A 13,857-nucleotide genomic window follows, 5' to 3' on the forward strand; every position below is an offset into this window, starting at 1 on the left:
TGTCGCCAGCATGCCTGGAAATCGAGCATGTCCACCCTGAATATCCATCGCCTGAACTGGGCACCGCCACATAGTCAGGGCAAACCCTGGCAACTTGAAGGCATCGACCTGCACATCGCACAAGGCGAGTTCGTCGGGCTGATCGGCCCCAATGGCAGCGGCAAGACCAGCCTGTTGCGTTGCGCCTACCGTTTCAACGAACCGGACAGCGGCTCGCTGCACCTCGACGGGCAGGATATCTGGCAACAGAAGCCCCGCTGGAGCGCTCAGCGCATGGCCGTGATGATGCAAGAGTTCCCGCAGGAGTTCGGCCTGACCGTACAGGATGTCGTGGCCATGGGGCGTACACCTCATCAGGGCTGGTTCGACGGCGAAAGCGCCGAAGACCTTGCCCTGATCGACAAGACCTTGAACCAGGTGGGCCTGCATGGGCTCAGCGGGCATTTGTTCGCATCCCTGTCGGGCGGCGAGAAACAGCGCGTATTGCTGGCCCGCGCACTGGTGCAACAACCTGGCCTGCTGATCCTCGACGAGCCCACCAACCATCTCGATCCCCGTTACCAACTGGAACTGCTGCACTATTTGCGGCAACTGAAACTCAGCACACTGGCCAGCTTTCATGACCTGAATCTGGCTGCGGCTTTCTGTGACCGGTTGTATGTCATCGACCAGGGCCGGATCGTTGCCAGTGGCACGCCGACCGAGGTCCTGACCGAGCAACGGCTGCTGCACATATTTGGTGTCCACGCGCTGGTGGATACCCATCCACTGGCACCTCATCCACGCATTACCTGGATCAGCCCATCATGACCCGAGCCCTGGCCTGCCTGATGCTGCTTGCCGCCCTGCCCCTGGCCGCTGCCGCGGATAACTTCCCCCTGACCGTACAGAGTTGCGGGCGCGAGGTCACTTTCGAGCAACCGCCACAGCGGGCAGTCAGTCACGACATCAATCTGACCGGCATGCTGCTTGCCCTTGGCCTGCGACCACGCATGGTCGGTTACACCGGCATCACCGGCTGGAAAACCCTCGACCCGGCACTGCGCGAGGCTCTGGACGGCCTTCCCGAACTGGCAGAACGCTACCCGTCGGTGGAAAACCTGCTGGATGCCAATGCCGACTTTTTCTTTGCAGGCTGGAGTTACGGTATGCGCGTCGGTGGCCCGGTGACGCCGCAAACCCTGCAACCGCTCGGCATTCCCGTCTACGAGTTGAGCGAATCCTGTTCGCGAATCATGACCCGGCGCGAAGCCAGCCTGGACGATCTGTACCGCGACCTGCACAACCTGGGGCGAATCTTCGACGTCAAGGAACGCGCCGATACGCTGATCGAGGGCCTGAAACAGCGGGTTGCACAGGTCACGACCAGACTGAGCCAGGTCCGGCAACGCCCCCGTGTGTTCTTGTATGACAGCGGTGAAGACCGGCCCGCCACCTCAGGCAAACTGGGCATGCCCCAGGCCTTGATCGAAGCGGCTGCCGGGCAGAACATCATGGACGATATCGCCGCCAGCTGGACTCAGGTCAACTGGGAGAGCGTGGTGGAACGCAACCCGCAGGTGATCGTGATCGTCGATTACGGCCCGACCTCCTGGCAGCACAAACGCGATTTCCTTTTGCAGAACGCAGCCTTGAGCAGTGTCGAAGCCATCCGCCAGAAACGATTCGTGGTGCTGCCCTATGTCGCCGTAACGCCTTCGGTCGATAACGCTGAGGCCATCGAAAAACTGGCCGAGGCGCTGCATCCCGAGCTGTTTGGCGGGAGCGAACTGTGAAACCGATACGCAGCGTGGCCGGTTATCGCTGGCTGATCGGCACTCTGTTCGTTCTGCTGGCGCTGTCGTGCCTGATATCCCTGGGCTTCGGTCCGGCACGGGTGCCGCTGGCCAAAGTACTGGGCATAGTTCTGCAACAAGCCGGAGTCGATGCCGTAGTGGACTGGAGCAAGGGTCAGACGCAAATCATCTGGCTGATCCGCGCACCACGGGTATTGCTCGGGGCGCTGGTGGGTGCAGGTCTCGCGCTGGTCGGTACGGCTCTGCAAGCGGTGACCCGCAATCCGCTGGCTGATCCGCACCTGTTGGGCGTCAGTTCCGGCGCTGCTCTTGGGGCTGTGGTCGCGGTGTTGTATCTGGGGGAATTCATTGGCGTATTCAGCCTGCCGCTGGCCGCCTTCATCGGCGCACTGGGCAGTATGTTGCTGGTACTGGCCATCGCCAGCCGGCAAGGACGCCTGGAAAGCGAGCGCCTGTTGCTGTCAGGGGTCGCGGTGTCATTCGTGCTGATGGCTCTGGTCAATCTGCTGCTCTACACCGGCGATCAGCATGTCGCCAACTCCGTGATGTTCTGGATGCTCGGCGGTCTGGGACTGGCGCGCTGGGAATTGCTATGGCTGCCGGGTGCCTGCGTACTGAGTGGCTTTGTCGTCCTGATGAGCCTGAGCCGCGCCCTCAATGCCTTGATGAGTGGCGAACAGACTGCCGTGAGCCTGGGTTTCAACACCCGACATGTACGCTGGCAGGTGTTCGTCAGCACCTCATTGCTGACCGGCGTGCTGGTCTCACTCTCCGGTGCCATCGGCTTCGTCGGCCTGATGCTGCCGCACATGGCGCGTCGTCTGGTCGGAGCCGAGCACCGCAGGCTGCTGCCGGTCAGCGCCCTGCTTGGGGCATTGTTCATGATCTGGGTGGACGTCGCGGCCCGCACCCTGATTGCGCCACAGGACCTGCCCATCGGTATCGCCACGGCGGCCATTGGCGGTGTGTTTTTCATATTGCTGATACGCCGATAGGGGTTGAGCAAACGCCCTCTCACCAGATCATGCGTTTCATGCTTCAATAGCCCGACAGCAGAGAACAGGCAGCTACCTCTGTTCAGATTTACTGAACAGAGGCCATGTGGTGTGCATGCGGGATTGTCCGCACAAGGTTGTGACCTTCATGAATACACGATTCGTTGAGACCTTCATCCTGTTGGCCCATGTGGGCAGTGTTCGTCAGGTTGCAAAGCAGATGCATACCACACCGGGCGCTATCTCCATGCGTGTGCGCAAGCTGGAAGCCGAACTGGGTCTTGTGCTCTTCAACTGGGACCACAAGACCCTTCAGATAACGCCTCAAGGCGCCAGCCTGCTACCTCATGCCGAGCGCCTGCTGGAAGCCACGCAGGCCTTTCAGCGTGCGGCCAGCTCTCCAGCAAAAGAGCAGGGCCGGATCCGGATTGCGGTAATCGAGACAGTCGTTCACACATTTCTACCGGACTTCATGAAACTCATGAGCCGGACAATGCCCGATGTCACCATCGACCTGTCCGTTGAACTGACTTCAAACTCGAAAGAGCAGTTGATGCGACGTGAAGTCGACCTGATCATCCGGGTCATCGCCGATGACGGCGACAATCCGTTTGCGATTACCAAACCGATTGCAGAGCTGCCCATTCATTGGGTTGCACGCCCACGTGCTGTGCCGACACGGGATATGGTGCGTAAAGTGCTGAGCAAGCAAATGCTGACGCAGATGCGAGGCTCGGCCCCCTATGAGTCCGCCGTTACCATCGCGCAACAGTTGGCATCGGAGCACGGGGTATTGGCCAGTGAACTGCGCATATCCGGTTCCCCTTCCCTGGCAGCGCTGGTATCGCTGGTGAAAGAAGGTGTAGGCGTGGCGATCATGCCGGGCATTCTGGTCAAGAACAGCCTGCAACATGGCGAACTGCAAGAACTCCCGCTGCCCAGCCCGCCCTCGTTCAAGATCGCGACATCCCATATGAAAAATGCGCCTGCGCTGGTATCAGGGGTCGCAGACATCGTGCACAAGGTCTGCCGCACGTACTGTAAACGCCAGGGGGAACACTGGATCATCAGTCACGGCTAAATCACCTGTTCAGTTAAATTGAACAGGCATGGCGATTATTGTTGGATAGACACTGCCTGCAAGCTGTTCAAAGAATGACTCCCCTACTTCGTAATGCTGGAGCCTTCACGATGAGCACGCCCTGGACCAACCCCGCCGAGTTTCGCGCAGCCGTCAGAGCTGGCCTTCATACTGGCCCCACCGCAGACGTCTGCCCTGGCTACACCCAGGGAAACCTGGCCATTCTGCCTCGTGAATACGCAGACGAGTTCTTGCGATTCGCCTGCCTCAACCCGAAGTCCTGCCCGATTATCGGCATGACCGAACCGGGAGACAGCCGGGTTCCTGAACTGGGCGGCGTGGATTTGATGGCCGACGTCCCGGCTTATTGCGTATTCCGCAACGGTGAACAGGTTGATGAAGTGTCGGATCTCAAAGGGCTGTGGAACGATGATCTGGTAGGTTTTGTCATTGGCTGCTCCTTCTCCTTTGAAGGCGCGCTTCTAGATGCAGGCGTACCGATTCGCCACATCGAACAGGGCTCCAATGTCCCGATGTACGTTTCCAATATTGCCAATGGCAAGGCAGGACGTTTCGGCGGGACCACCGTGGTCAGCATGCGTCCGATGACTCCGGCACAGGCCATCCGGGCGGTGCAGGTCACTTCCCGCTTCCCGAGTGTCCATGGAGCGCCTGTTCACTTGGGTGACCCGTCCCAGATCGGCATCCGCGATGTCGATTCGCCCGACTTCGGCGAACGCTCGATTATCCGCCCAGGCGAAATCCCGGTGTTCTGGGCCTGCGGCGTAACCCCCCAACAAGCGATCCGCAGCGCACGCCCCTCATTCGCCATCACCCACAAACCTGGGCATATGGTGGTGACCGATATTCTCAATAGTCATCTTGCGGTGTTTTAAGAATGACGTACTTGCAGGAGGCAGCTTGCTGGCGATAGGGCCTGTTGCAGTTTGACAACACCGCAGTAGTAGCGAATTCATTCGCGAAGGGCCAGCACATCCGACAGAGATATGTCGTTTGATATGCCGTTTTCGCGAATAAATTCGCTTGTGCCAGCTTTAGAGGATATCCAGCGGATAAGTCACAATCACCCGATGCTCATCGCTGTCACGCTGGGAGGCGACTTCGCTGCGCAGCGAGGCATGTCGCAACTGGACGCCTAGCTTCTTCAGCGGGCCGGATTGCACCACGTAGCCCAGGGTCAGGTTGCGTTCCCATTCTTTCTGGTCGCCATTGGCCGTGCGAATGTTCGAGCCGCTTTCGTACATGCCCATGAAAGTCAGGCCCGGAACGCCCACCTGAGCGAAGTCGTAGCCATAGCGAACCTGCCAGGTGCTTTCGCCGGCACGCTGGAATTTGCCGATCATGGATTCGGTCATGAAGTACGCCGTAGAGCCATCGCCCTGGTTGAGCCATACAGCATCGCTGTCGCCGCTGACCTGCTGGAAACCGGCCGCAATGGTGTGGCCGCTGACCAGATAGGTGAACAGCGCGCTGGACAGGCGGCTGTCTACCTTGCCTTTCACCACACCGCCGCCGTAATAGCCGTTGGTGTAGAACGCCGGATCATTGCCATTGGCGCCATCGGACTTGTTATCGAAATAGCGCAGGTCGGAACGCAAGGTGCCCGGCCCGACAGCAATATCGTATTTCACACCCAGGAAGTTCTGTTTGTAGAAGTCTTCCAGATGGCCGTAGTAATACTGCAAGGTCAGGTCTTTAGTGACTTTGTAATCGACACCACCGTAATAGAACTTGTTGACGAACTCGCCAGTACGGGCGTTGTTCGCGCCAGGAATGGACATGCCCATCTGGTTGCTCGACCCGCGCCCTTTTACATGTTCCAGCTGGCCCAATGTAAAGGTGAAGTTATCGATATCCCTGGACTGAACCTGGCCACCATTGAAAGTCTGTTGCAACATGCGATCGGTGGACATCACTACCGGCAACATCGGCACCAGCGTGCCGTAACGGAACTCGGTCTTGGAAACCAGTGCCTTGGCGGTCAGGCCAACACTGCCGAATTCATCGACGGCACGACCATCGCCGTCGGTAGGGAACACGTTACCGTTGAACGCTGAACTGGTCGGGTTGTAATGACGGCCCTTGCCGGAGTCCAGACGAAAACCGGCCATGCCCAATGCGTCGACACCAAACCCTACAAGCCCCTGGGTATAACCGGAACGAAAATCGAGAATGAAACCTTGCCCCCACTCCTGGGTGTAGTTCGGGTTGTCCGCCCCGCTGCGGTTATCGGCATTACTGAAGAAGTTACGGGCCAGCACACTGGCCTTGCTGTCCTCTACAAAACCGGCACTGAATGCCTGTTGGGCCATGACCATACCGCAAATACCAGCCACCAGACGGGGCGAGCGATTGATAAGCTCCATCGAAATATCCTTTGCTGTAAGTAAGTGGTGTAAGCAGTCAGGAGTAGGCAGTTAAGTTTTATTGTTTTGAGGAGCAACGAGAGTCGGCGCGGTGACTAACTTGACCGCGGGCAAGCGATACAGAACCAGTAATGCAATTACCCCAAGGCCTGCGCACATCAGCAGCCCGATCCCCACCGAGCGTGCCAATGCCTCACGGGCCAGTTCCAGCAGGTGCCAGGCTTCGCCCGAATCATCAGAAGTCGATGTCAGCAACACTTGTGGATTGATATAACGGGCAATCGAACTTTCCTGGCCAGCCGCCAGAAACGCACGGTTCAGATGAGTGACATACAGCAGGTTGACCAACACCCCCATGACCGCAGTGCCCAGCAGGCCGCCGACCAGCCGCAGTGACTGGATCAGGGCCGTGGCAATGCCCAGAAACTGCCGTTCTGCCAGGGTTTGCGTGAATACGGTCAAGTTGAGCAGGATGAACCCAAGCCCTACCCCCGCCAGCAGGATCAGCATCAACAAGGTATTGAATGATGCCGTGCGCCCCGCCAGCGCCAGGCCGGCACAAGCCAGCAGCAAGGCAAGAAAACCGGCCAGCGGCAGCAGGTTCGGGTTGCTCAAGCGGGTCACGATGCGGCTGTTGACGATGGCACCCAAGGTGATGCTCAAGGCCAGTGGTGTAATCAGCAGACCGGCATCTTTCGGGGAGTAGCCGTAACTGCCTTGCAGCAGCAGCGGCAGATAGAACAACAGGCTGAACATGATCGCCCCGGCCAGCACCGACAGTAGAAACAGTGTGCGCATGCTCGATACGGCGAACATCGCCGGTGGTAACAGCGCTGACGTGCAGCGCCGCTCCCAGAACCAGAGCGTCGCCCCGCAAATCAGGCAGATCAGGGCCAGGGATGCACTGAGCAAAGTGCTCGAATGCCCCATCCACTCAACACCCAATTGCAGGCTGCCCAGTGCGACCGCGATCAACAACGCGCCGAACCAGTCCAGGCGAATGCCCTGGGTCTGCACGGGCCGGTAATACGGCAGGTAGCGCCAGGCAAAGAACAGCGCGATACAACCCAGCGGCAAATTGAGATAGAACACCGAACGCCAGCCATAAGCCTCCGTCAGCAAACCACCCAGACCAGGACCAATGGCGTTGACCACACTGAACAGCGCACTGAGCATCATCTGCCAGCGCAACCGTTGCCGGGTATCCGGGAACAGCTCGGGAATACAGGCGAATGCCGTACCGATCAGCATCCCTCCTCCGACACCCTGCAACGCCCGACCGATCACCAGCACCAGCATGTCGGTGGCCAGCGCACAGATCAGTGAAGCCAGGGTAAAGACGATGGTTGCCGCAATCACGAAGGGCTTGCGTCCGAAGTAATCGCCCAGCCGACCGAACACTGGAATGGTCACGATCGAGGTCAGCAGATAACCGGTGGCGACCCAGGCATAGAGTTCAAAGCCCTGCAGTTCGGCGACGATGCTGGGCAACGCATTGCCGATCACCGTCTGATCGAGCGCCGAGAGCATCAGCACCAGCGAGATGCCAAGCATCGCCAACAGCGCTTGCCTGAAGCTCAAGGCACTTACCTGAGTCGTCATCGGCACGCCTCAGACCAATGCTGCAACGGCAGTGGCGATTCGCGAGCAACCCTGTTCAAGGGTTTCCAGCGCCGTGGCAATGGACATGCGAAAGAACGGCGCCAGGCCATAGGCTGTACCGGCAACCACCGCCACGCCCTGGCTTTCCAGGAGGTACATCACCACGTCAGTGTCGGTTTCCAGAAGCTTGCCATCGGGCGCGCGCTTGCCGATCAAGCCCCCGCAGTTCACGTAGAGATAGAACGCGCCGTCGGGTTTGAGGCAGCTCAGGCCGTCAATGGCATTGATCAGTTCCAGGCAGCGATCACGGCGCTGCTGATAGACCTTCACGCTCTCTTTGACGAAAGACTGATCACCGTTCAAGGCTGCCACCGCAGCCGCCTGGCTGACAGAGCTGGCATTGCTGGTCGACTGCGACTGCAAGGTGGCCATGGCATTGATCACATCGGCAGGCCCGGCCGCATAGCCAATCCGCCAGCCGGTCATGGCGTAGGTCTTGGAGACGCCATTGATGACCAGCACCCGGTCACGCAAGTCAGGCTCGACGCACAGGATGTGCGCGTTATCCGAACCCTCGAAACGAATGTGCTCGTAGATGTCGTCGGTCATCAGCATCACATCGGGGAACTCCAGCAACACGTCAGCCAGCGCACGCAACTCCTGCGCGCTGTAGCTGGCCCCGGTCGGGTTGCTCGGCGAGTTGAGCAACAACCAGCGGGTACGCTCGGTGATCGCGCCACGCAACTGTTCGGCGGTGAGCTTGAAGCCGTTCTCTTCCGGGCAAGCCAGCGTCACCGGCTCGCCTTCACAGGCCAGCACCATGTCCGGGTAAGAGACCCAGTAAGGCGCGGGAATCAATACCTCATCGCCTGCGCCAAGGGTTGCGGCGAAGGCATTGAAGATGGCGCTCTTGGCTCCGCTGGTCACCACGATCTGCGAAGCCGGGTAATCCAGACTGTTTTCCCGGGCGAGTTTGGCGGCAATGGCCTGACGCAGTTCCAGTGTGCCGACGTTCGCCGTGTAGCGGGTTTCACCACGCTCGATGGCAGCGCTGGCAGCCTCGCGGATGTGTTTGGGGGTATCGAAGTCGGGCTCGCCGACGACCAGATTGATGATCGACTTGCCCTGACGACGCAGTTCGTTGGCACGGTCGGAAGCCGCGCTGCTTGGCGAAGGTTTGATGCGTTGCACGCGGGCGGCGATGCGGGAGGCGTTCAAGGTCGTAATCCTCGGAGGTGACATTCGAGGCTCTACGTTACGAGTCGGGATCGTTGAGCGGATAAGACCGTTTCGTTCTGGTTTGATAGGAAGTCCTTATGACCGCTTGCAGACCGGCAACGCACCAAAATGAAACAGCCTCGGGACTGTTGCGCCTCACGCAGGCAGAACCGGCTGCTGATCAGCACGCCATAGCAAAGGCTTATATGTAGCGTCCGGCCTGCTGCGCGGCATGGCCTGTCTTTTGCTATGACCCATGGGATGTCAGCCCCAGCATGAGTCCGTCTCTTGAATCTCCGTCGTCTGAAATATTTCGTGAAAATCGTCGACATCGGCAGCCTGACCCAGGCCGCCGATGTCCTGCACATTGCGCAGCCCGCCCTCAGCCAGCAGTTGGCAACCCTGGAAGCCGAGCTGCATCAGCAATTGTTGATCCGCACCAAACGCGGCGTGACACCCACCGAGGCGGGCAAGGTGTTGTACGGTCATGCGCAGCACATTCTGCGTCAGTGCGAACAGGCCATCAGTGACGTGAACGACACCGGACACGCCTTGTCCGGCCAGGTTTCGGTCGGGCTGGCACCGGGCACGGCAGCGTCCACCCTCGCCCTGCCGCTGCTGCGCCGGGTTCGCGAGCGCTATCCGGGGATTCTGCTGTACCTCAATGAAAACTTCGGCACCACCCTCAGCGAACTGATCATGAATGGCCGCATGGACATGGCAGTCTTGTATGGCGGGCGCGAAGTGCATGGCCTGAGCTTCGTCCCCCTGCTGCGGGAAAACCTGTATCTGGTCAGCGCAGACGAACACCTGGACGAACGTGATGAAATCGCCCTGGCAGAACTCGCAGCCATGGAGATGCTGCTGCCGCGCCCCTACAACATCATGCGCAAACTGGTAGACGAAGCGTTTCTGGGCATCAGCCTCAGCGCCCGAGTGGTGGCTGAAGTGGAGTCCTCGGCAACCCTGACTGCCGCCGTGGCCGAGCGCTTCGGCTCGACGATTCTTCCCGAGTCGGCCGCCAAGGTGCTCGTTGCCGCCACAGGTGCGCGCATGTTGCGCATTATCGAACCCGGCATTCAGGCACCGTTGGCGTTGTGCCTGTCCGGTCACCTGCCATTGTCGGTGCCTGCTCAGGCAGTGAAAGCCATCCTCCTGGAACTGGTGGCAGAACTGCGTAACCAGACCGAGCCCGGGTCATAAGCGAGCCTTATCACCCCACAGCCAAACCGTCTTGGCGGTCCTGCGCGGCCCTCGTTAGATTGAAATTCATTCAATACGGCAAGCGGCATAGGTAAAGGCAAGGGTATGGATCAAGAACGTATCAAGGCACTGATCGGGTTACTGGCAGAGTCCGACCTGATCGAGCTCAGCCTGACGGAAGGTGACAGCACCCTGCGTCTGTTCAAGGAAGCCACGGGCAATGTCGTTCAGGCACCTTCGATATCCGCCAGGGCGGCAATCGGCAAGACAGCCAGCGTATCGGCACCGACCATGAAGGCCAGCGCTCCTGCGCCCGCCAAAGGCGAGATCAAGGCCAGCCTCTACGGCGTCTTGCACCTGACCCCGGCAGTGGGTGAAGCGCCCTTTGTACAGGTCGGCGATAGCGTGGAAGCAGGACAGACTCTGGCGATCATTGAAGCCATGAAGATGTTCCATCCGCTCAAGGCCAGTCGCTCAGGCATCGTCGAAGCGATTCTGGTGGACGGTGGCACGGAAGTCGAAGCCGGCCAACCCTTGTTCCGTATCGGTTGACCCCGACGCACATTTTTCAGGTATCTCGAATGTTCGATAAAGTGCTGATCGCCAACCGTGGCGAAATTGCCCTGCGTATCCAGCGCGCTTGCCGTGGCCTGGGTCTGAAAACCGTCGCGGTCTACTCCGAAGCCGACCGTCATGCGCAGTACGTCACCCAGGCCGATGAAGCGCTGTGCATCGGCCCTGCCGCGCCCACCCAGAGTTATCTGAATCAGGCGGCCCTGCTCTTCGCCGCCAAGGTCAGTGGCGCACAGGCCATTCATCCCGGTTATGGCTTTCTGTCGGAAAACGCCACCTTTGCCGAACGTATCGAGGCGGCCGGCATGACCTTTATCGGCCCCAGCGCCGAGTGCATTCGCACCATGGGCGACAAGGTTTCCGCCAAGCGGGCCATGCGTGAAGCCGGTGTGCCTTGCGTACCGGGGCCGGACTCAAGCATGTCCAGCGACCCGCAAAGCATTCTCGCCGTCGCCCGGGAAATCGGTTATCCGGTGATCGTCAAAGCCGCTGGCGGTGGCGGCGGTCGTGGCATGCGCGTGGTGCAGCAGGAACCGGAACTGCTGGAAGCGATTGCCCTGACCCGTGAAGAAGCGCGTCTGGCGTTCGGCAATCCCGAACTCTATATCGAGAAGTTCCTCGGCCATCCTCGCCACGTCGAAATTCAGGTGCTGTGCGATGCCTACGGCAATGCCGTGTGGCTCGGCAGCCGCGACTGCTCCTTGCAGCGTCGCCATCAAAAGGTACTTGAAGAAGCCCCAGCGCCCGGCATCGACCCGCAATTGATTGCCCATGTGAGCGAGCGCTGCGTCAAGGCCTGCCAGCAGATCGGCTATCGCGGCGTCGGCACCTTCGAGTTCCTTTATGAAGACGGCCAGTTCTTCTTCATCGAAATGAACACCCGCTTACAAGTCGAGCATCCCGTCACCGAGATGACCACTGGCATCGATATCGTCCAGCAGCAGTTGCGCATGGCCCGAGGTGAGCGCCTGGAGTTGCGTCAGGCCGATATCGTCGCCCAGGGCCATTCACTGGAATGCCGGATCAACGCCGAAGACCCGCTCAGTTTCATGCCCACTCCAGGGCTGGTCACGCGCTGGGAAGTGCCGGGCGGTTTTGGGGTCAGGGTCGATTCCCATGTCACCACCGGCTACCGCGTACCGCCCTACTACGACTCCATGGTCGCCAAGGTCATCAGCCACGGTGCCACTCGGGAAGAAGCCATGGCCCGCATGCGTCTGGCCCTCAGCGAGCTTCATGTGGAAGGCATTTCCACCAATATTTCCCTGCACCGGGAAATCCTCGACGACCCGGCATTCTGTGCAGGCGGCGTCGATATTCATCACCTGGAGCACTGGCTGCAACAACGGAGCCCACAATGAGCATCGCGCACACGGACACAGGTCCGACCATCAGCCTGCTTGGCACCACGGCCCTTTTGTTTGAAGCACCGGGCAGCCTCGATCTTGCCCCGCAACAACGCATCTGGGCCATGGCTCGCGTGACCGCACAGTGGCCGGAAATCAGCGAATCGGTGCCGGGCATGAACAACCTGATGCTGACCTTCAGCACCCCGCCACGGCACTTGAGTGCCCTGACCGAACGCCTGCTGGAAGCCTGGCAAACCTGCGAGCCGCTGCCGTTGGAAGGCCGCATCATTGAATTGCCGGTGACCTACGGCGGCGAACACGGCCCGCACATGAGCGACGTGATTGCCCATACCGGGCTGGACATCGAAACCATCGCCCACCTGCACAGCGAGCCGCTGTATCCGGTCTATGCCTTGGGAAGCCACCCTGGTTACTGCTATCTGGGCGGCATGGACCCACGCATTGCCACGCCACGGCGCAAGGTTCCGGTGCTCAGCATCGGCGCTGGCGCGGTGTCCATCGGCGGCATACAGACCGGCGTTTCCGCCTCTGCCGGCCCCAGCGGCTGGAACACCATCGGCCGTACCGAAATGTCTTTCTTCGACCCCGAGCAATCGCCACCAGCACTCTTGCAGCCGGGCGACCTGCTGCGCTTTCGCATCGAGAGGATCATTCGATGATCGAGATTCTATCCGCCACCGCCCTGGCCACTGTCCAGGATCTGGGCCGCATCGGCAGCCTGGGTTACGGCGTAGGCACGTCCGGGGCCATGGACACACTGGCCGTGGCGACCGGCAATATTCTGCTGGGCAATGCCGATGACGCAGCGGCCATCGAGATTCCGGTGTTCCCTTTCGAGGTCCGCCTGCTGGAAGACTGCGCCTTTGCCGTGACCGGCGCAGCCTGTGCCTTGAGCCTGGACGGCGTCGCCTTCCCGCCGAACTGGGTGATGCAGGGCCATAAGGGCCAGACGCTGCTCATCGACCACCCCACGGCAGGTTGCCGCGCCTATCTGTGTCTGGCTGGCGGCGTCGATGTGCCGGTGGTGCTCAACTCGCGAAGCACTCAACTGCGAGGCGAGTTCGGCGGTTTTCAGGGCCGTGCCTTGCAGCAAGGCGACCGTTTGCATGCCTGCTCGCCGGGCATCAGCACGCGGGCCACGGATTTCGGTGTACTCAACCCTGCCCATGCCTTGCCGTTGAGCGTGGACGGCGTACACGCCATGCGCGTTCTGCCTGCGGCGGAATACCAGGCATTCAAGGCGGATTCCCGAGCGTCATTCTGGAGCGACGACTGGAAGATCACATCCCAGAGCAATCGTTATGGCTATCGCCTTGAGGGCACACCGGTCTTGCCCGAGCACGCCATGGAAGTGCGCTCCCACGGCATCGTACCGGGCGTGATTCAGGTACCTCACGGCGGCCAGCCGATCATCCAGATGCGTGATGCACAGCCCAGTGGCGGCTACCCGAAGTTCGGCACGGTGATCGAAGCCGATCTGTGGCGTCTGGGCCAGGCAGCCATCGGCAGCCGGATTCGTTTTATCGAATGCAGTTACGACGAGGCCCTGGATGCCCTTGAGCAGAATCAGGCCTATCTCGCCGAAGTGCGACGTCTTGTGACCCTGCATGACCTGGCCCGGCGCTGAGGAAA

The 13,857-nt window shown here is 60.1% G+C and carries 13 protein-coding genes; 10 read left to right on the forward strand and 3 right to left on the reverse strand.

Annotation, left to right across the window (positions count from 1 at the left end; genetic code table 11):
- Window positions 1–27: 27 nt before the first annotated feature.
- The 5 genes from Q6A51_RS14495 (at window position 28) to Q6A51_RS14515 (ending at window position 4,768) form a co-directional block, all read left to right on the forward strand.
- Window positions 28–810, forward strand: coding sequence for an ABC transporter ATP-binding protein (locus Q6A51_RS14495; RefSeq protein WP_304575087.1), 783 nt, complete (start codon window positions 28–30; stop codon window positions 808–810).
- Window positions 804–1,775 (forward strand): ABC transporter substrate-binding protein, encoded by a 972-nt coding sequence (locus Q6A51_RS14500; RefSeq protein WP_304575151.1) that lies wholly within the window; start codon window positions 804–806, stop codon window positions 1,773–1,775. The genes Q6A51_RS14495 and Q6A51_RS14500 overlap by 7 nt, the downstream gene beginning before the upstream one ends.
- 14 nt (window positions 1,776–1,789) lie before the next feature.
- The gene (locus tag Q6A51_RS14505; protein WP_304575152.1) at window positions 1,790–2,791 is read left to right on the forward strand and encodes a FecCD family ABC transporter permease; all 1,002 of its coding nucleotides are present in this window, start codon (window positions 1,790–1,792) and stop codon (window positions 2,789–2,791) included.
- 148 nt (window positions 2,792–2,939) lie between these two features.
- Window positions 2,940–3,872, forward strand: a complete 933-nt coding sequence (locus Q6A51_RS14510; protein ID WP_304575088.1) for a LysR family transcriptional regulator — start codon at window positions 2,940–2,942, stop codon at window positions 3,870–3,872.
- Window positions 3,873–3,982: 110 nt separating this feature from the next.
- Complete coding sequence (locus tag Q6A51_RS14515; RefSeq protein ID WP_304575089.1) at window positions 3,983–4,768, forward strand: putative hydro-lyase; 786 nt, start codon at window positions 3,983–3,985, stop codon at window positions 4,766–4,768.
- A gap of 159 nt (window positions 4,769–4,927) precedes the next feature.
- Here the strand turns inward: Q6A51_RS14515 and Q6A51_RS14520 are convergent, their stop codons facing one another.
- From Q6A51_RS14520 to Q6A51_RS14530, 3 genes are read right to left on the reverse strand one after another with little or no spacing between them, the layout of a single operon-like run.
- Window positions 4,928–6,259: an OprD family porin gene (locus tag Q6A51_RS14520; RefSeq protein WP_025260414.1), complete on the reverse strand. Its 1,332-nt coding sequence runs from the start codon at window positions 6,257–6,259 to the stop codon at window positions 4,928–4,930.
- A gap of 51 nt (window positions 6,260–6,310) precedes the next feature.
- Window positions 6,311–7,861 carry an MFS transporter gene (locus tag Q6A51_RS14525; RefSeq protein WP_304575090.1) on the reverse strand — a complete coding sequence of 517 codons (1,551 nt, stop codon included), beginning with the start codon at window positions 7,859–7,861 and terminating at the stop codon, window positions 6,311–6,313.
- Window positions 7,862–7,870: 9 nt separating this feature from the next.
- The gene (locus Q6A51_RS14530) at window positions 7,871–9,079 is read right to left on the reverse strand and encodes an aspartate transaminase (protein ID WP_304575091.1); all 1,209 of its coding nucleotides are present in this window, start codon (window positions 9,077–9,079) and stop codon (window positions 7,871–7,873) included.
- A 288-nt stretch (window positions 9,080–9,367) separates the two neighbouring features.
- Between Q6A51_RS14530 and nac the strand changes: the two genes are divergently transcribed.
- The 5 genes from nac (at window position 9,368) to Q6A51_RS14555 (ending at window position 13,852) form a co-directional block, all read left to right on the forward strand.
- Window positions 9,368–10,282: a nitrogen assimilation transcriptional regulator NAC gene (gene nac, locus Q6A51_RS14535; RefSeq protein ID WP_304575092.1), complete on the forward strand. Its 915-nt coding sequence runs from the start codon at window positions 9,368–9,370 to the stop codon at window positions 10,280–10,282.
- 105 nt (window positions 10,283–10,387) lie between these two features.
- Entirely contained in the window at window positions 10,388–10,834 is a 447-nt protein-coding gene (locus tag Q6A51_RS14540) for an acetyl-CoA carboxylase biotin carboxyl carrier protein (protein WP_304575093.1), read from the forward strand.
- A gap of 29 nt (window positions 10,835–10,863) precedes the next feature.
- The gene (accC, locus tag Q6A51_RS14545; RefSeq protein WP_304575094.1) at window positions 10,864–12,216 is read left to right on the forward strand and encodes an acetyl-CoA carboxylase biotin carboxylase subunit; all 1,353 of its coding nucleotides are present in this window, start codon (window positions 10,864–10,866) and stop codon (window positions 12,214–12,216) included.
- Window positions 12,213–12,884 (forward strand): 5-oxoprolinase subunit PxpB, encoded by a 672-nt coding sequence (gene pxpB / locus Q6A51_RS14550; RefSeq protein ID WP_201019175.1) that lies wholly within the window; start codon window positions 12,213–12,215, stop codon window positions 12,882–12,884. The genes accC and pxpB overlap by 4 nt, the downstream gene beginning before the upstream one ends.
- Window positions 12,881–13,852, forward strand: coding sequence for a 5-oxoprolinase subunit C family protein (locus Q6A51_RS14555; protein WP_304575095.1), 972 nt, complete (start codon window positions 12,881–12,883; stop codon window positions 13,850–13,852). Before pxpB ends, Q6A51_RS14555 begins: the two co-directional genes overlap by 4 nt.
- Window positions 13,853–13,857: the final 5 nt, after the last annotated feature.

Source organism: Pseudomonas serbiensis (assembly GCF_030580745.1).
Classification (GTDB): Bacteria; Pseudomonadota; Gammaproteobacteria; order Pseudomonadales; family Pseudomonadaceae; genus Aquipseudomonas; species Aquipseudomonas serbiensis.